The sequence below is a fragment of the Bradyrhizobium sp. SZCCHNRI2009 genome, from assembly GCF_032485115.1.
GTDB lineage: Bacteria > Pseudomonadota > Alphaproteobacteria > Rhizobiales > Xanthobacteraceae > Bradyrhizobium.
Genome location: NZ_JAUEUH010000002.1, coordinates 75,414 through 96,091, shown reverse-complemented (window position 1 = coordinate 96,091; position 20,678 = coordinate 75,414). Strand labels below are relative to the sequence as shown.

2 protein-coding genes (1 of these 2 only partly in view) are annotated in these 20,678 nt (G+C 68.4%); both read right to left on the bottom strand.

What is annotated here, in order from left to right:
• Positions 1-4 precede the first annotated feature (4 nt).
• Positions 5-16,411, bottom strand: coding sequence for a non-ribosomal peptide synthase/polyketide synthase (locus tag QX041_RS07980; RefSeq protein ID WP_316164879.1), 16,407 nt, complete (start codon positions 16,409-16,411; stop codon positions 5-7).
• Positions 16,404-20,678, bottom strand: partial view of a non-ribosomal peptide synthetase gene (locus QX041_RS07975; RefSeq protein ID WP_316164878.1) — the 3' portion only. It continues 2,316 nt past the right edge of the window; only the last 4,275 of its 6,591 coding nucleotides appear in the window; its start codon lies beyond the right edge, outside the window; it ends in the stop codon at positions 16,404-16,406. Before QX041_RS07975 ends, QX041_RS07980 begins: the two co-directional genes overlap by 8 nt.

Here is a 20,678-nt window from a genome sequence, read left to right as displayed (position 1 = left end):
CACCTCATTCAGCCGGTTCCGGCTGCAGAGCCGGTGATGTCTGCGCCGCCTGGTCCGGCTCCAGCCACACGCCGAGCGCCGCCAGGAAGGATTCGTTGCCAAGGATCGAGAAGTGGTCGTCGCCGACCACGCCCAAATCTGCCGCCTGCGGCAGTCCCGCCGCGAGCCGATCGCGCTGTCGAAGCCGGCCGGAGGTCCACCAGCAGCCGGGCGCTGCAACGAGATCGGCCGGCCATTCGGCCGCCCGAGCCAGTTGCGCGAGGTGGCGCCCGACCCTGAAGGCCGAGACGATGTCGTCGACGCCGAGAAGACCGTCGCGCGGCTGCAGCGGCGCCGTGCCGATTGCATCGACGACCAGGCGCCGGATCACCTCGTCCGTCACCGGCGCATCGCCGGAACGAATCGCCGTCACCTGCGACGCAATGGCTGAAGGCTGCACGCCCGGCGCCGCGACCGGCAGCAGCGTCAGCAAGTCGTCGGTCCAATGCCGCCCGGGCGACGGCTGCTCGTCACCATGCGGAACGAAGCTGTCGATCAGCGCCAGGCGCTCGACCCGCTCGCCGCGCCGCTCAAGTTCGGCAGCAACCAGGCACGCGACCAGTCCGCCAAGCGACCAGCCAATCAGATGATAGGGTCCCTTGCTTTGCTTCCGCGCGATCTCATCGACATAGTCCACGGCCATTGCCGCCAGCGACTCGTCGGTGAAGGACGGTTCGATCAGCATCCGGCACTGCAGTCCGATCAGTTGCCTCCGTCCCTCCAGGCGCCGCGCCAGCGGCGCGTAGTCGAACACCGTGCCGAAGCCGCCGTGAAGACAGAACACCGGCGGCGTGCCATCGATCGGCGAACTCAGGGGCAGCAGCGCCGACGGCCGCATGGATGATGCTGCGGGCGTGCCGAGCAAGGCGCGAATGGTCGGCTTCTGGAGAAGATCCCGCAGCTTGATCTCGCCATCGAGGATCGGGGCACGGCGAAGGCGCGCGATCACATTGAGGCTCAGGATCGAGTTGCCGCCGAGCTCGAAGAAGTTGTCGGTGACGCCGACTTGCGCAACACCGAGGATCTCCGCCCACAGCTTCGCCATCGCGACCTCGGCGGGACTTTCCGGGGCGATGAACGCGCGCCCGGCTGCGATATCAGGCGCGGGCAACGCCTTGCGATCGACCTTGCCGCTCGACAGCGTCGGCAGACGCTCGAGCACGATGATGCGGGATGGAATCATGTAGGCCGGCAAAGTCCGGCGCAGCGCGGCAGTCAGCGTTGCAGACAGCCGCTCGGCCGCAGCCGCGGCGGCGTCGCCTGGCGCCCGTGGCGCCACATAGGCCACGAGCTGATTTCCTCCCGCACCCACCACGGCGAGCACGGCAGCCTGCGCGACCGCTAGGTCGCTCAGCAGAGCCGATTGGATTTCGCCAAGCTCGATCCGGAAGCCGCTGACCTTGACCTGATCGTCGCTGCGTCCGAGATATTCGATCGTGCCGCTCGCATCCCATCGCGCAAGGTCGCCGGTGCGGTAGAGGCGTGCGCCCTCGTCCGCCGAAAATGGATCCGGCACGAAGCGTTCCGCCGTCATGCCTGGCTTGGCGTGGTACCCGCGCGCGAGCCCGAACCCGCCGATGTAGAGCTCGCCGGCTGCGCCTGCCGGAACGAGATTCAGCGAGCCATCGAGGATGTAGGCGGTGCGGCGGCCGACGGGAATGCCGATCGGCGCATAGGCCTTGTCGCACGCCGTGTTGCCGTCGACCTTCCACACGAGCGGTGTCACGACGGTCTCGGTCGGACCATAGCCGTTGATCAGGATCTGCGGCTTCAGCGTCCGCCTGACCTTGTCGAAGCCGGCCTTGGGCATCGCCTCGCCGCCGAACGAATACAGCCTCACGGGCGGCGGATTGCCGGCCTGCTCCACGCACTCTGCGACCTGCTGCAGATAGGCCGGCGGCAGGCCGATATGTGTGATCCGCTGCGCATGAAGCTCAGCGACGGTCTGTTCGGGCGTCCACAGCTCCGCATCGCGCATGACCAGCCGAGCGCCCTGCGACAGCACCGTGAGCCACCGCTCATGCGCGCCGTCGAAGGCCAGCGACAGGAAATGCAGCTCGCTTGCGTGCTCGTCGAGCTCGTAGAGCGCAGCGGTCGCTCGGCAATGCATCGCCAGCGGTCCATGCGCGACGGCGACGCCTTTCGGCCGCCCGGTCGAACCGGACGTGTAGATCACATAAGCGAGACTCTCCGGATGCAGGCGTGGATCCGGCGCATGGTTCGGACCGCTGGCGAAATCGAACGAGGCCAGATCGATCGCCTGAACGCCTTCGATAACAGAGATGTCACGCGCGCCGGACAGCAGCATCCTCATCCCGGAATCGCGCATCACATGAGCAACGCGGTCCGGCGGCAGCTCGGGATCGAGCGGGACATAGGCTCCGCCCGCCTTCAGCACGGCAAGCAGCGCGGCCATCGTCGCTTCATTGCGCTCGACGACGACGCCGACGCGCTGGTCGGGCCCGAGCCCGGCCTCGACGAGGTGGTGCGCGATCCGGTTGGCGCGACGATCGAGCTCACCGTAGGACAGGTTCCGGCCGCCGATCGTCAGGGCGACACGTTCCGGATCGCGCTTTGCATGATCGCGGATCATCTCGTGGACGAGTGGACGCATCGCGGCAAACGCCGCTCGGCCATTGCAGGCATCAGCGCGCTGCACATCCTGAGCGGTGGACGCATCGATCGCGCCAAGCCTGGCTTCCGGACCTCGTAGCATGGCCGCGAGCAGATGTTCGAATTGCGCCCTCACCTGCTCCGCCTGTTCCGGCGTGAAGTGGCTCGGCATATAGGTGAATTCGACCTGCAGCGTATCCTCAACCATGACGGACAGGTCCATCGGATAGTTCGTGACGTCGACGTTGCGCAGCTCGCCGAATTGAAGCGAGCCGTCCCCCTGCAGCAGGCCTCGGTCGACGGGATAGTTCTCGAACACGATGATGCTGTCGAACATGGTCTCGCCGGCACGCCCGGCCCAGCTCTGGATGTCGTAGAGCGGCGTCTGCTCGAAGTTGCGCATCGCCGCGTTGCGGTCCTGCATGGCGCGCAGCCAGTCACCGACCGTTGCGGCCGGCGAAGGCGTCTCGACCACGGGCAGCGTATTGATGAACAGGCCGATCATCTGCTCGGCCCCGTCGAGACCAGCCGGACGGCCGGCGACGGTGACTCCAAATGTAACGGTCTGCTGGCCGGTGTAGCGTTGCAGCAGCAGCGCCCAGACGCCCTGGATGAGCGTGTTCAGGGTGATGCGCTCGTGCCGGGCGAACGCCTTCAATGCCGCGGTCGCATCCTTGTCGAGCCGGGTGTAGCAGCGCCGGTGTCCGTGCGCGTCGTAGCGCCGCGCGCCGAAGGCATCGGCCAGTTGCGTCGGCTGGTCGAAGGCCGTGAGTTGTCCTCGCCAGAAGCGCTCGGCGGCCTGCGCGTCCTGGGCCAGCAGCCAGGCAACATAATCGCGATAGTGCGCCGAAAGAGCCGGGAGCGCCCGCCCGGCATAGCACCCTAGGATTTCGCCGATGAAGCGGGCCGAGCTCCAGCCATCCATCAGGATATGATGGTAGGTCCAGATCAGGCGATGACGATCGTGGTCGAGCTGCAACAAGCGGACACGCTGCAGTGGCGGCACCGCGAGATCGAACTCGGCATCACGCTCCGCGGCCAGCGCTGACGACAGCCGCGCCTCATCGACAGCTTGCCCACACCAGTCTTCCGTTGCGAACGGCACACTGGCCGCGCGATGGACGGCCTGCAGCGGTGCGCCGGACAGCTCGCGCCAGAGAAATCCGGTACGCAGCATCGGATGACAGGCAGAGACCTCCTGCCACGCGGTGCGCAGCCGCTCGACGTCCAGCCCGCGGATCTCGACGCTGACTTGGTTGACATAGACGCCACTTCCGGCATCGCGCAGGCTATGGAACAGCATGCCCTGCTGCATCGGCGAGAGCGGGTAGACGTCCTCGATGCGGTCCCAGTCGACACCGAGCCGCGCGAGCTCCTCGCTCGTCAGCCCGGACAATGCGCCGCGCGCGCGAGTGATTGCGGGCTGGTCGTTCCGCGCCGCCACGCAGGCCGGCGCGAGCAGCTCGATCGTCTGCAGCCGGAACACGTCTCTCGGCTCCAGCTCGAGACCAGCCCGGCGTGCGCGACTGACCATCTGCAGCGAGATGATCGAGTCGCCGCCGAGCTCGAAGAAATTGTCGGTGACGCCGACGTCCGGCTGGTGCAGCAGCTCGGCCCAGATCGCAGCAAGTGCGGCCTCGGTCGGATTGCGTGGCGCGACGCGCTGTCCCTGCCCAAGCCGCGTATCGGGCAACGGCAACGCCTTGCGATCGATCTTGCCGTTCGGTGTCAGCGGCAGCCGCGGCAGCACCATCACGCGCGACGGCACCATGTAGTCCGGCAGCGTTGACGCGAGAGTCGCGCGCAGCTCGGCTCCGTCGAGCGCATCGTCGCCGCTGACATAGCCGACGAGCTGCCGGCCGCCGCCGAGCTCTTGCGCCACCACGACGCTGTCGCGCACGCCGGTCTGCGTGCGCAGCCGCGCCTCGATCTCGCCGAGCTCGATGCGGTGGCCGCGGATCTTCACCTGATGGTCGGCACGGCCGACATAGTCGAGCAAACCGTCGGCGCGCCACCGCGCCAGATCGCCGGTGCGGTACAGCCGCGCACCGGGATCGCCGAATGGATCGGGAATGAAGCGCTCGGCGCTGAGCGCCGCTCGCCGCCAATAGCCGCGGGCCAGGCCCTCGCCGCCGATGAAGAGCTCGCCTGTCACGCCGACGGGGGCGGGTTTGAGATTGCCGTCGAGCACATGCAGCGTGGTGCTGCCGATCGGGCCGCCCAGGACGGGTGCGGGATCGCGTGCGTCGAGCCGATGGCGCGCCGACCACACCGTGGTTTCGGTCGGCCCGAACAGGTTCCAGGCCTCGCCTCCGAGCGCGAGCAGCCGAAGCGCCAGGTCGGGCGCCAGCGCCTCGCCGCCGCTCAGCAAGCGGCAGCCTTGAGGCAGCCAGCCGCGCGCACCATCGTCATGATCGAGCAGCATGCGCCAGCTCGACGGCGTGGCCTGGATCATGGTCACGCCATGACGGGCGACGATCGCCTTCAATCTCGCCGGATCATGGGCCGAGGCGCGATCCGCCAGCACGATCCGCGCGCCATGAATGAGCGGTAGCCAGAGCTCAAGCACCGCGATGTCGAATGACAGCGAGGTCAAAGCGAGCACGCGGTCATCGCGCGCGATGCCCGGTTGCTCAGCCATCGTCGCCAGGAAATTCGTCACGGCGCCATGGCGCACCATCACGCCCTTGGGAAGGCCGGTGGAACCGGAGGTGTAGATGACGTAAGCCAGGTTGTCTGGATGGATGGCGACGTCGAGATTGCCGACGCCGACCGAATCTTCTCTAAACTCCTCGTCCAGCAGCCAGGCCTGGGCGTGGCCGTCCGCCAGCACAGGCGCGAGCTGGTCGTGGAGCGTCGCCTGCGTCAGCAGCAGCTTCGCGCCGCTGTCGGACAGCATGTGCGCGAGACGCTCGGCCGGATAGTCCGGATCGAGCGGCAGATAGGCTCCGCCCGCCTTGAGCACCGCGAGCAGCGCCACCATCATCGTGACACTGCGCTCCAGCGCCAGTCCCACCACCACATCGGGACCGACGCCGTGCTCCCTGAGCCTATGGCCCAGCCGGTTCGCGCGCGCATTCAGCGCTCCGTAACTGATCGTCTCCTCATTGTGCACGAGCGCAATCGCATCGGGCGCGCGCCCTGCTTGGGCCTCGAACTGAGCGACGACACCCGGCGCTATCACGGCCCCGGCCGTTGCGTTGACCCGCGCCAGCAGCGCGATGTCCGCGGGATCATCAGCCGCAAGGCAGCCGACCGCCTGCTCGGCATCGCCAGTGATGGCCGCGAGCAGTTGCACGAACGCCTTGTGCAGCCGGCGAATCTGGGCCTCGTCGAAATGTTGCCGCTGGAAATTGAATACCAGCCGCAGCTCTGCTTCGAGACCGACGCTCACGAACAGCGGGTAGTTGCTCGTTTCGAGGATCCTCGTCCGGCCGACGCTCACGCGGCCGTCTCGGGTCTTCAAGGCCTCGTCCACCGGATAGTTCTCGAACACCAGGATGCTGTCGAACAGCGGACGCCCTGCCTGGCCCGCGATCCGCTGAATGTCGGCCAGCGGCATCCAGCCATGATCCCGCAAGGCGAGATTGCGATCCTGCAGGTCGCGCAGCCACGCACCGACCCGCCGCTGCGGATCCTCGGCATCGACCACGGGCAAGGTGTTGATGAACAGGCCGACCATCTCCTCGGCGCCAGCGAGCCCAGCGGGCCGGTCCGACACCGTCACGCCGAAGCAGACCGTATCCTGCCCGGTGAACCGACGGAGCAATTGCGCCCATGCCGCCTGCACCACCGTATTCAGCGTGACCCGTTCGCGGGTCGCGAAGCGTTGCAGCCGCTCGCTGAGATCGGCGTCCACCGCCATGGTGAGCGAGCCATGGCCGACGCGAGCGTCGACCGCAGGCCGCGACAGCAGGCTCGGCTCGTCGAGGCGGGCCAACGCCGCTCGCCAGAACTCGGCCGCAGCACCGTGGTCCTGCGCCTGCAGCCATGCGATGTAGTCGCGGTAGCGCGGCGGCTGTCCTTGCAGCGCCCCCTGCCCCTCGTGCTGCATCACCTCGGCGATGAATCGGGCCGAGCTCCAGCCGTCCATCAGAATGTGATGATGAGTCCAGATCAGCCAATGCCGGTCGTCGGCGATCCGGATCAGCCTCACGCGCTGCAGCGGCGGCCGCGAGAGATCGAAGCCGTCGGCGCGCTCGCGGTCTGCCGCCGCCATGAGCGCAGCATCCAAAGCGGCCGGAGCGAGCTGCGCCGCACGTTCCCGCCAATCTTCCGCGACGAAGGGAACGTCGGCACTGCGATGGACGACCTGCTGCGGTGGTCCCGGCAATTCACGCCACAGGAAACCGGTGCGAAGCACGGTATGGCGATTGCTGACCGCCTGCCACGCGGCTTGCAGCTTGCCGGCGTCGAGACCGCGGGTCTCGGCGGCAACCTGGTTGACGTAGACCCCGGTGCCGTCGTCGTGCAACGCGTGGAACAGCATGCCCTGCTGCATCGGCGACAGCGGATAGATGTCCTCGACCTCGCGCCAATCCAGCGCCAGCGCATCGAGCTCGGCCTGGCTCAGCTTCGACAACGGCACATCGGACGGCGTCACGCCATGGACGCCGCTCGTGCAGTGATCGACCAGCTCACGCAGCGCCGCCTCAAAACAGTCCGCCAGGCGCGCAATCGTTTCGCGGCGTTGACGCTTCCCGCTGAAGCCGAACGACAGCTCCAGACGACCGTCGAGCACCCTCGCATTGATCGCGATATGGTGGCGCAACGGGCTCGATGCGGCGCGCGACGGGCCGGCGCTCTCGGGCGCGATCGAGAACAGCGCCGTCTCGTCCGCGCTGCCATCGACCTGTCCGAGATAATTGAACCCGATGCGCGGCTGCACGCCCGTCGTCAGCGCCGCGCGCTGGGCATCAGAACCCAGGTAGCGCAGGACACCGTAGCCAAGTCCCCGGCTGGGGACGGACCGCAGCATCTCCTTGGTCGCCTTGATCAGCACCGCGGGCGGCTGCGATCCAGCCGCCAGTCGTACCGGGAACGCGGTCGTGAACCAGCCGATGGTTCGCGACAGGTCGAGCCCGCCGCCGAGATCCTCGCGGCCGTGACCCTCGAGTTCGATCGCCATGATCTCCCGGCCCGACCACAGCCACAGCGCACGCGCGAGCGCCGACAGCAGCAGATCATTGACCTGGGTTCTGTACGCCCCGTGCGCCGTGCCCAGCAGACGCGCGGTCAGCTCGGCGTCGATCGCAAGCGGCACGTCGTCGGCGTCTGCAATCGTATCCCGATCCGCATGATCGAAATCGCACGGCACCTCCTCCGTCTGCCGGAGACCGGACCAATGATCCCACTCTGCAGCCGGCACATCCGAGGCCGCGTACGCGCGCAGCGCTGCGCCCCATTGGGCATAGGCGTGCGTCTTGGGCGGCAGCGTCGCCTCTTGCCTACGCATGAGCTGCTCATAGGCAGCCGCGAGATCCTCCAGCAGCACACGCCACGACACGCCGTCGGTCACGAGGTGATGAATCACGATCAGGAAGCGCTGCCCGCCCTCCGGCAGATCGATGCCGACCAGCCGCACCAGACGTCCCTCCGCGAGCGAAAGGCTCGCCTGGACCTCAGCGGCGAGCGCGGTGACCGCCTCGCCATCGGCCAGCTCGCACGACCGCAACAGGTCGGAGACCGCCGGCGCCGGCCCGTGCTCGGCGCGCCAGATGCCGTCGATGCGTTCGAAGCGCAGTCTCAGCGCATCGTGATGAGTGACGACGGCCACTGCCGCGCGCCGCAGCACATCCCAGTCGAGCCGCTGCTGCGGCTGCAGCAGCAAGGCCTGGTTCCAGTGATCGGGCGCCTCCAGCTCCTGCTCGAAGAAACGGAGCTGAATCGGCAGCAACGGGAGTGGCCCGGAGACGAGACCCTGCTCCGCCGTCGTCTCCAGCCGGACGACCTGCCGCGCGTCGCGCGCCAGGGCTTCCAGCGTCTGATGCTTGAAGACGTCTCGTGGCTCGATCAGAAGGCCGGCCCGCCGCGCACGACTGACCATCTGCAGCGAGATGATGGAATCGCCGCCGAGCTCGAAGAAATTGTCGGTCATGCCGACATCGGGCTGATGCAGCAGCTCGGCCCAGATGGTTGCCAACGCAGCCTCGGCCGTCGTCCGCGGCGCAATCCGCATCGTTGCAGCGGGCGCCTCCGGCGCCGGCAGCGCGTTGCGATCGACCTTGCCATTCACCATCAGCGGCAGGCGGTCGAGGACCACGATCCGCGCCGGCACCATGTAGTCCGGCAACGTCGCGGACAACGCGTCGCGCAGCACCTCGCCATCGAGCGTGCCGTCACCGCGGACATAGCCGACCAGTTGCCGGCCAGCCCCGAACTCCCTCGCGATGACGACGGCCGCAGTGACCGATGGCTGCTGCAGCAGCCGCGCCTCGATCTCGCCGAGCTCGATGCGGAAGCCGCGAACCTTTACCTGGTGATCGGCCCGGCCGACATAGTCGATGGCGCCGTCGCTGCTCCAGCGCGCCAGATCGCCGCTTCGATAGAGCCGCGCGCCGGGAGGTCCGAAAGGATCGGGAATGAAGCGCTCGGCCGTCAGCGCCGCGCGCCCGAGATAGCCGCGCGCCAGCCCGTCTCCGCCGATATGGAGCTCGCCCGTCGTGCCCTCGGCGACCGGATTGAGGTCGGTGTCGAGAATGCGCAGGATCGTGCCTGGAATCGGAAAGCCGATCGGCACGCGCGCCCCGCTCGCCGCGCGGCAGTTCCAGAAGCTGGCATTGATCAGCGCTTCGGTGGGCCCATAGCGGTTGTCGAACCGGATTGCTGGGAATACCGCGTAGACTTGGTCCTTCAGCGGGACCGGCAGGGCCTCGCCACCGGAGAACAGGCGCTTCAACGTCACGCATCGCTGAGCCTCCGGCTCAGCCACGAATTGCGCGAGCATCTGCGGCACGAAATGCAGCGTGGTCACACCATGCGCAGTGACCGCATCGACCAGCCGCTTCGGCTCGCGATGGGCCCCCGGCGCCGCGATCGCAAGCCGCGCACCGACCGTCAACGGCCACAGGATTTCCCACACCGCGACGTCGAAGCTGAACGGCGTCTTCTGCAACAGCGTTTCGCCGGGATCGAGCCCGTACTCCCGCTGCATCCAGGCGAGCCGCGCTGCCAGCGCGCCACGCGTGCAGGCCACGCCCTTCGGCACGCCGGTCGAGCCGGACGTGTAGATCACATAGGCGAGGCTCTCGGCGTGGGTCGGACTCTGGAGATCCAAGCTGCCGGTGCCCGTGTCCTGCGAGGCGCGTCTGTCGCCGACGGCGATCAACTCGGCGCCCGCCCCTGCCGTGATCTCCATCAGCCGTTCACGCAACTGCGGCTGCGTCAGCACCAGCCGCGCGCCGCTGTCGCCCAGCATCGCGGCGAGCCGCTGGTGGGGATAATCCGGATCCAGCGGCAGGTAGCCGGCCCCGGCCTTCAGAACGGCCAACACGGCCACGACCAGGTCGGCGCTGCGCTCGAATGCCAAGCCGACCGGGGCATCCAGAGCGACGCCGGCCTGCCTGATCTGTCGCGCCAGTCGGTTCGCCTGCGCATTCAGTTCGGCGTAGCTGATCCCCTCCTGATCGGAGATCACGGCCATGGCCGCAGGCGACCGTGCGACCTGCTGTTCGATCTGCGTCACGACGTCGACGAAGCCGTCTTTCACCGTCGGCGCGGCGGGTCCCGAGCTCCAGCCGAGCACCCGTTGCAAAGCGGCGGCATCCAAGCCATGCAGCTCCGCGACGGGGCGGCTGCTGTCGTCGGCGATGCGCCCGAGCAGGCAGGCGAACGCCGCCTGTATCCGCTCGATCTGCACCTGGTCGAACCGGCTGCGATCGTAACGGAAGCCGAGCCGGATGCCGGCGTCGGTCACGAACACCGCGACCGTCAGCGCATAGTTGGTGATCGAGATCTGCTCGGCGCGGCTGGCGCGCGGCCCCCCGCCGGCCTGATCGCGCAGCGCCGCGTCGACCGGATAGTTCTCGAACACGAAGATGGTGTCGAACAGCGGCCGGCCGGCGCGGCCGGCAAGGCGCTGGATCTCGTGCAGCGGCATCCAGCCCTGCTCGCGCAGGTCGACGTTGCGATCCTGCAAGCTGCGCAGCCACTCGCCGACCGGCGTTTGAGGTCTCGCGTCCTCGAGCGCGGGCACGGTGTTGATGAACAGGCCGACCGCCTCTTCCACGCCTGCGATCTCGGGCGGCCGGCCGGAGATCGTGGCGCCGAAGCAGACGACATCCTGGCCGGTCAAACGTCGCAGCAGCTGGCCCCACGCCCCCTGCAGAAGCGTGTTCAACGTCACCCGCTCGCGCCGTGCCACGACCTGCAGCCGCTCGGTCTTCACCGCATCGATCACGAGATCGATCGAGGCATGGCCGTCGGCAGGTGCGGCCGGCCCGCCCAGCGCATCGGCCAGCAGGCTCGGCTCGCCGAGCGTCGAGAGCGAGCGCGACCAGAACATGCTCGACGCCTCTCGATCCTGCCGCTGCAGCCAGGCAATGTAATCGCGATAGCGGCCGCGCGGTGCGCCCAGCGAGGCGCCGCCGACATGCTGCATGATCTCGCCGATGAGCCTTGCTGCGCTCCAGCCGTCGAGCAGGATGTGATGATGGGTCCAGATCAGGCGGAAAACGCCGCCGTCGAGATCGATGAGACGGACCCGCTGCAGCGGCAGCCGTGACAGGTCGAAACCGGCGCGCCATTCGGCTGCCGCCACCTCGGCCAGCGCCGCGTCACGCGCGGCCTGATCCATCGAGTCCACACGGTCGCGCCAATCCTCTTCGACGAAGGGGACAGGAGCCTGCCGATGGACGATCTGCTGCGGTGCGCCCGACAATTCTTTCCACACGAACGCGGTCCGCAGCACCGCGTGTCTAGCCGTCACCGCCTGCCACGCCGCGCGTAAACGCGCCGCATCGGCGCCGCTGACGTCGACTGCGATCTGACTGACATAGTTGCCGCTGTCGCCGTCGCGCAGCGCGTGGAACAGCATGCCCTGCTGCATCGGCGACAGCGGATAAATGTCCTCAATATCGCGCCAATCGCGCGAGGCTCCGAGCAGGTCGAGCTCCGGCTGGCTGAGGCCCGACAGCGGAACGTCCGACGGCGTGAGGCCATGTACGCCGCTCGTGCAATGCGCGACGAGTTCGCGCAGCGCCGCGGAATAGCACGCGGCCAGCCGCTCGATCGTCGCGCGGCGATAGCGTCGGCGGCCGAAGCTGAATGTCAGCCTCAGCTGGCCGTCGAGCACCTGGCCGTTGATGCTGAGCCAGCGGCCAAGCGGTGCGCCGGCGCTGCGTGACGGACCCGCGCCTTCCGGCGCGAGCGCGAAGGCAGGGTCAGGGCCGGCGCCGAACTGGCCGAGATAGTTGAACACGATCCGCGGCTCGGCGCCGCCCGCCAGGGCGGCGCGCTGCTCAGGGCTGCCGCAGTAGCGCAGCACGCCATAGCCGAGCCCACGCGCCGGGATGGCCCGTAATTCCTCCTTGATCGACTTGATGAGCGTGGCATCGTCGCCCGCGCCACCGGAGAGGCGAAGCGGAAATGCGGTCGTGAACCAGCCGACCGTGCGCGACAGGTCGATGCCTTCGAACAGATCCTCACGGCCATGGCCTTCGAGCTCGACCAGGCATTCATCGAGTCCGCACCAGCGGTTGACGGCGCGGGCCAGCGCCGCCAACAGCAGATCATTGACCTGGGTCCTGTAGGCAGCGGGTGCCTGCTTGAGCAGCTGCCCGGTCATGTCGGCATCGAACGACACGGCGACGTCTTCGCCATCGGCGACGCGGTCGGTCTCATCGTGATCGTCGTCGCATGGCAGGCCGCCGGCGGCACTGCGCTGTCTCCAATAGTCGAGCTGATCGGCCAGCTCCTCGCTCACCGCGTAGTCTTCAAGCCTCCTGCTCCACGACGCCATGGACTGGCTCTTGGGGGGCAACGCAATCGCAACCGCGCCCTGCGCCGCCTGTCGATGCGCCGACATGATGTCTTCGAGCAGCACACGCCAGGATACGCCGTCGACGACGAGGTGATGCACGACGATGAGAAGCCTCTGGCTGCCGTCCGCGACGTCCATGCCGACGAAGCGCAGCAACGGCCCCTGCAGGGACAGGCTTGCCTGCGCGGCGGCGGCAACCGAGGTGATCTCCGCCGCATCCTGAACAGCGCGGGTCCAGAGCAGATCGGCGCTCGCCGGCATCGCGCCATATCTCGCGTGCCACGCGCCGTCGCTCTGGAGGAATTGCAGTCGCAGGGACTCGTGATGCGCCACCACGGCCTCGACCGCCGGCGCCAACACCCGCCAGTCGAGCCGTGCCGACGGCACCAGCATCAACGCCTGATTCCAGTGATGCCGTTCGCCGGCGTCCTCGGCAAAGAAGCGGCGCTGGATCGGCAACAGCGGCACCGGATCGCCATCGCGCGCGAGCGGCTCGGCGGAGACGACCGCCGCCCGATCGCGGCGCGCGACCCGCGCCAGCCCTTGCAGCGTCTGATGCCGGAACAGGTCGCGCGGCTCGATGGCAAGCCCGCGCTGGCGCGCACGTCCGACCACCTGCAATGAAATGATGGAATCGCCGCCGAGCTCGAAGAAGTTGTCGGTCAGCCCGACCCGCGAATGGCCGAGCAATTCAGCCCAGATCGCCGCCAGCTCCAGTTCAGCCGGGGATTGCGGTGCGACGTAGTCGGCCTCAGCAGACAACTGCTCGGGCGCCGGCAAGGCGTCGCGATCGACCTTGCCATGCGCCGTGAGCGGCATCCGCGACATCAGTACGATGCGGGCCGGAACCATGTAGTCCGGCAGTTCCTCGGACAACGCCGCGCGCAGCCCGGTCTCCTCGAGGCCATCCTCGCCGCAGGCATAGCCAATGAGCTGCTGGCGTCCGCCGATCTCGCGTGCCACCACCACCGCCGACTGAACACCCGCCTGCCGCGTCAGCCGTGCCTCGACCTCGCCCGGCTCGATGCGGAAGCCGCGGATCTTGAGCTGGTGGTCGGACCGGCCGACATAGTCGATGACGCCATCGGCGCGCCAGCGCGCCAGATCGCCGGTGCGATACAGCCGCGTGCCCGGTGCGCCGAACGGATCGGGGATGAAGCGCTCCGCCGTCAACGCCGGCCGATTCCGATAGCCGGCCGCGAGCCCCTCGCCGCCGATATGAAGCTCGCCGGTGACGCCGACCGGAACGATGTTGAGATCGCCGTCGAGAACATAGGCCGAGCGCCGGCCGACCGGGCGGCCGATCGGCGCATAGGCGCAGTCGATCTCGGCATCGACGTCGACCTTCCAGACCAGCGGCGTGACCACTGTCTCCGTCGGACCATAGCCGTTGATCAGCTTGCGCGGCCGCAGCGCCTGCCTGATCTTGTCGAAGCCCGATTTGGGCATGGCCTCGCCGCCGAACGAATACAACGACACGGGCGGCGGATCGCCGCGCCACGCCGCGAAGTCGGCGAGTTGCTGCAGATAGGCCGGCGGAAAGCCGGCATTGGTCACGCGCTCCGCGCCCATCACGTCGAGCGTCTTCTCCGCCGACCAGAGATCGGCGTCACGCATCACCAAGGTCGCGCCGCAGCTCAGCGCGGTCCACAACCGCTCATGCGCGCCGTCGAAGGTGAAGGAGAGGAAGTGCAGCTCGCGCGACTGCCGGTCCATCTCGTAGAGACCGGCGGTGGCGTCGCAATGCATCGCGAACGGTCCATGCGCGACCGCGACGCCCTTCGGCACGCCGGTGGAGCCGGACGTATAGATCACGTAGGCGAGGCTCGAGGGATGGACATCGACCGCCGGGTCGCTCTCCGTCGTCTCAGCCGCCATCGCGCCGAGATCGACGACCGCGATGCCCGGCATCGGCGGCCATTGCGATCGTCCCGCCGCATCGACCAGCACGACGCGCGCGCCGGCATCCCGAACGGTGGCGGCGAGCCGCGCCGGCGGATGATCGGGATCGAGCGGCAGATAGGCCGCGCCGGCCTTCAGGACGGCAACAAGACTTGCGACGAGATCGGGCGAGCGCTGCATCGAGAGCCCGACGAGCTCGCCGGGTCGCACGTCGAGCGCCAACAGATGCTGCGCGATGGCATTGGCGCGGCGATCGAGCGCCTGATAGCTGATCGTCTCGGCCCCGAACACCAGGGCTGTCACGCCCGGCCTCTCCTTTGCGTGCCGCGCGAGCATCCGGTGCACCGGCTGGAACCCCGCGAGTGCGGGCGCGCAGGCATTCCACTGCCTGACGTCGTCGCGCTGCCGGTCCGACAACAGCTCCAGCGCCGCGATCCGCTGCATGGGATCCGCGACCGTTTCCCGCAGGATCGTCAGCCAATGCCCGGCGAGCCGTGCGATGGTCGATCGGTCGAACAGCGCGGTGGCAAAGGAGAACAGCGCCGAGACGTCTCCCGACGGCGCTTCCTCGCTGTCGAGCGCGAGGTCGAATTTCACCGTCTCGATCTCGGCCGCGATCGTCTCGATCTGCAGTTCGGACGCAGCCGGCGCATGTGCCGCCTCGCGCCGATGCTGATGGTTGTAGAGCACCTGGAACAGGGGCGTCTGGCTCTGGCTGCGCTGCGGCTGCAGCACGTCCAGCAGCCGCTCGAACGGAAGATCCTGGTGATCCCTGGCCTCGAGCGAGGCTTCGCGCAGGGCGTGAATGACGTCGGCGATCGTGCTCCGGCTGTCGATGCGCGTGCGCAGCACCTGGGTGTTGACCAGCAGCCCGATCAGCCGGCGCGTTTCCGACCGGTCGCGATTGGCGAGCGGAACGCCGACGCAGATGTCGCCCTGCCCACTGTAGCGATAGAGCACCAGCTTGAGCGCCGCGAGCAGCACGACGAACAGCGTCGTGTGATGCTGTCGGGCGAGCCCGCGCAGACGATCGGAAAGCTCGGCGCCGAGCGACAGGCGTATGGCATCGCCGGATTGGTCGGTCTGGGCCGATCGGGGGCGATCGAGCGGCAGTTGCAGCATGGCCGTGCCGTGCAGCCGGTCGGTCCAGTACCGGAGCTGCCGCTCCTCCTCCACGGCACCGAGCCACAGTCGCTGCCAGGCGGCGAAATCGGCGTAGTCGATCTCGAGCGCCGGCAATGAGGCGGTTTCGCCGCGGACGGCAGCGCGATAGAGCTGCCAGAACTCCTCGGTAAGGACCTGCATCGACCAGCCATCGGCGACGATGTGGTGCAGCGTGACCGAGAGGATATGCTCGTGCTCGCCGAGCCCGAGCAGCGCCGCGCGCAGCAGCGGTCCGGATTCGAGATCGAACGGCAGCGCCGCTTCCTCACGCAGCAGCCGGCGCGCCTGCTGCTCGCGATCGTCGCCCGCAATCTCGATACGGCGAAGCGCGACCGGCGCCGACTTGCCTACGATCTGCTCCGGCTCGCCGCCGTCCTGCCGGAACGTGGTGCGGAGCGCGGCATGGCGCATGACGAGTCCGTCGAGCGCCTTCTGAAGCGCAGCGGCGTCGAGACGACCCCGCAGGCGGATCGCGACCGGCATGTTGTAGGCGGAGCCGCCCGGATCCATCCGCCACAGGAACCAGAGGCGGGCCTGCGCGAACGACAACGGCGCGCGCTGCAGATGCTGGCGCGCGATCGGCAAAATCGACAGATCGATGCCCTTGGCCGCCAACTGCGTGAGGAAGGCCCGCTGCTTCGGCGCATCGAGACGCGCCAACCGGCGCGCGATCTCGCTGAGCTGCTGGGTCTGAAGTCCCGACTGATCATTCATTGGCGAACTCGACTTCCTCAAGCAGATCGAACATGGCGGCGATGTCGTCGCTGCGCCTGCTCGTCGGCGGGTCCGCGGCGAGCGCGGACGCCATGGCCTCGACCGTGGTCAGCTCGAACAACCGCTTCAGCGGCAGCTCCCGCGCAAGATCGCGCTTGATGCGGCCGACGAGCTGGACGGCCACCAGCGAGTCGCCGCCGAGCTCGAAGAAGTTGTCGGTGACGCCGACCTCCGGCCTGTGCAGCAGCTCGGCCCAGATCGTCGCGAGCGCCGCCTCGGTCGGATTGCGCGGGCCGACTCTGTGCGCCCCCGGCGGCTTCGCGTCCGGCCGCGGCAGCGCCTTGCGGTCGATCTTGCCGTTCGGGGTCAGCGGCAGTTCCGGCAGCACGATCACGCGCGACGGCACCATGTAGTCCGGCAGCGCCGTTGCGAGCGCGGCGCGGAGGTCACTGCCATCGAGCGAGGCCTCGCCGCTGACATAACCGACCAACTGACGGCCGCCGCCGAGCTCCTGCGCGACGACGACGCTGTCGCGCACGCCGGGCAGCTCCCGCAGCCGCACCTCGATCTCGCCGAGCTCGATCCGATGTCCGCGGATCTTCACCTGATGATCGGCGCGGCCGACATAGTCGAGCACACCGTCGGCTCGCCAGCGCGCGAGGTCGCCGGTCCGGTACAGCCGCGCGCCGTCGCTGCCGAACGGATCCGGAATGAAGCGCTCGGCACTCAGCGCAGCGCGTTTCCAATAGCCGCGCGCGAGTCCGTCACCGCCGATGAAGAGCTCGCCGGTGACGCCCACCGGCGCAAGGTTGAGATCGCCGTCGAGCACGTACAACCGGGTGCTGCCGATCGGGCTGCCGAGCAACGGCACCGGATTCGTCGCATCGAGGCGGTGACGCGCCGACCATACCGTGGTCTCGGTCGGCCCATACAGGTTCCAGACCTCGCTGCTCAGCGCGCTGAGCCGCCGCGCCAGATCCGAGGCCAGCGCCTCCCCGCCGCTCAGCAGGCGGCAGCCTTTCGGCAGCCATGGAGCGGCTTCGCTGGTATTGGCCGCATCGTGCTCGAGCAGCATGCGCCAGCTCGACGGCGTCGCCTGGATCATGGTCACGCCGTGCCGTGCGACCAGCGCCTTGAGCGCCGCCGGATCATGGGCCGCGGCGCGATCGGCGAGCACGATCCGGGCGCCATGGGCCAGCGGCAGCCACAGCTCCAGCACGGCGATGTCGAAGGACAACGAGGTCAGCGCCAGCACGCGGTCGTCGGCCGCGATGCCCGGCTGTTCGGCCATCGTCGCCAGGAAGTTCGTCACCGCGGCGTGGCGCACCATCACGCCCTTGGGGAGCCCGGTCGAGCCGGAAGTGTAGATGACGTAGGCGAGGCTCTCCGCATGCCCATCGACGGAAAGATCATCGGTCTGGCCGAGGCCATCGCCGGCCGCCACGTCGAGCAGCCAGGCCTCGGCATCGCTCCGGGCCAGCACCGGCGCGAACCGGTCATGCAGCGTGGCCTGTGTCAGCAGCAGTTTGGCGCCGCTGTCGTTCAGCATGTGCGCGAGACGCTCGGACGGATAGTCCGGATCGAGCGGCAGATAGGCCGCGCCCGCCTTGAGCACCGCGAGCAGCGCCACCATCATCGTGACGCCGCGCTCCAGCGCCAGCCCGACCACCACATCCGGCCCGACGCCGCGATCCCGGAGCCGCCGCGCCAGCCGGTTCGCCCGCGCATTGAGCGCGCCGTAGCTGATCATCTCCTGCCCATGCACCAGTGCGACCGCATCGGGAGCTCGCGCCGCATGGGCCTCGAACTGCCGGTGCACGCAGAGCGCATTTGCATCGTTGGTCGCCGTCGCGCTCCAGGCCTGCAGCAGCCGCGCGCGATCTTCGTCCGGAACGACGTCGATCCTGCGCACCGGCGTATGCGGCGCCGCTTCCAGCGCCAGCGCCAGCTGCTCGAGCGAGTGCTGCATCATCGCGCCGACCCGCTCGGGCGCGACCGGCGCCACGGCCTGGACCGTCAGGTGAAGCCCATGGCCGTCGTCGTCTACCGCCAGCATCAGCGGATAATTGGTACGCTCCTCGCCACCGAGCCATTCGACGCCTTGCAGGGACTCTGCATCTGTCCGCGCATCCTGCCTCCGGCCGTGCCGATAGTTCAGGATCGCGGAGAACAGCGGCGTCGGCGGCGCGACGCCGCTGCAGCGCTGGGCCATTGCCAGCGAGGCATGCTCATGCGCCATCAGCTCCGCCAGCCGCCCATGCGCTGCGCGAACGCTGTCCTCAACCGACGTGCCGTCGAGATCGAGCCGCAACGGCAGCGTGTTGATGAACAGGCCCAGGCTGCGGCCGGTATCGTGGCCGGCCTGCATGCGGCCGAGCAGCACGGTGCCGAACACGACCTGATCACGTCCGCTGCTGCGCGCCAGCACCTGGCCCCAGGCGACATGACAGAGGCTGGCGAGGCTCGCGCCAAGGCGCCGCGCCTGCGCGCGCAGCCGCGCGTCGAGCGTAGCCGGCACGGGCAGCCTTGCCTCGCGCGCGCCGTCGCCGTTGCTGCGCACCTCCATCAATCCGAATGGTGCCGTCGGCGCATCGATGTCGGCGAGCATGCTCCGGAAGAAGCGCTGCTGCGCATCCTGCCCGCCGGCCTTGCGGGTCTCGGCCACGAGGTTGCGGAACGGACTCGGTGGAGGAAGAGCGCTGCGGCGGCCCGCCAGGATCAGTTGCACTTCCTCGTGCAGCGCCTGCAGAGTGGTATGGTCGCCGACCATGTGATGCAGCAGGACCAGCAGCAGCAGGCGATCATTTCGTGGGTCGCGGGCGACAACGAGACGCAGCAATGGCGCCTGGGTCAGGTCGAGCCGGCAGGACCTCGGATCGAAGCGGCGCGCCAGCTCGACCTGGGCCGGCTCGTTGCCTTCGAGCTCAACTTCGGTGACGCTTAGCGGTGCCTGGCGCCAGACCACCTGCGCCGGCACCGACAGCCCATCCCAGAGGAACGACGTCCGCAGGACGTCATGCCGGTCGATCACGTCCTGAACGGCCGCAAGATAGCGATCCAGCAGATCACGGCCCGCAAATGCCATCTGCGCGACCAGCACGTAGGGGTCGCCATCGGTCGCGAGCAGATGATGAAACAGGATTCCCTCCTGCAACGGCGACAGCGCGTAGATGTCCTGGACGTTGGCGACGCCGCCCGGCACACGGCCCACCAGGCGGTCGATCTCGCCCTGGCTCAGCGCGACCAGCGGCAGCATGTCCGGCGTGATGACCGGGCTCTGCGCCGTGATCGGGTTGTCTGGAATTGCGGTCTCCTCGCTTTGCCGCAGGCTGGCCGCGAGATCGCGCAACACCGGCTTGGCGAACACCATCCGCGCATCGATCGTCAGCGCATGGCGCTTCAGCCGGTCCAGCATGCGGACGACGAGCAGCGAATGGCCGCCGAGCTCGAAGAAATGATCGTTGCGACCGACGCGCTCGATGCCCAGCAGCTCGCGCCAGATAGCAGCGAGGACCTGCTCGATCTCGCCGTGGGGCGGATCATAGGCGCCACGGCCGAACGCCTCGTCGTCCGGCGCCGGCAGTGCCTGCCGGTCGACCTTGCCGTTGGGTGTCAGCGGAAACGCATCGAGGCGAACGATCGCCGAGGGAACCATGTAGTCCGGCAGGCACGTCTGCAATTGCGTGCGCAGGCGCGCCGCCCATGCGCTGGGATCACCTGCATCGTCCGCCGGCACCACATAGGCGATCAGCCTGAGATCGCCCTGCGCATCGCGCCGCGCCAGCACCGCCGAGTCCCGCACTCCGGCCTGCGCATTCAGCCGATGCTCGATCTCGCCGAGCTCGATACGGAAGCCGCGGATCTTCACCTGATGGTCGTTGCGGCCCAGGAATTCGATGTTGCCGTCGGCGAGATGGCGGCCAAGGTCACCGGTTCGATACATCCGCGCGTCGGACGACAGCCCGAACGGATCCACGGCAAAACGCTGCGCCGACAAATCGGGACGGTTGAGATAGCCGCGGGCAACCCCTGCCCCGCCGATCCAGATCTCGCCGACGGCACCGCGCGGCACCGGCATGCCCTGGGCGTCGAGCAGATAGATCCGCGCGTTGGCGATCGGGCGACCGATTGGGACGACCCCGCCGGCGAAGCCGGGCGGACGGCGCCATGCGGTGGCGCAGACGGTTGTTTCCGTCGGGCCGTAGGCGTTGAAGACTGCGATGTCCGACGGCAGGGCCTCGAACAGCTCCGGCTTTGGCAACTCGCC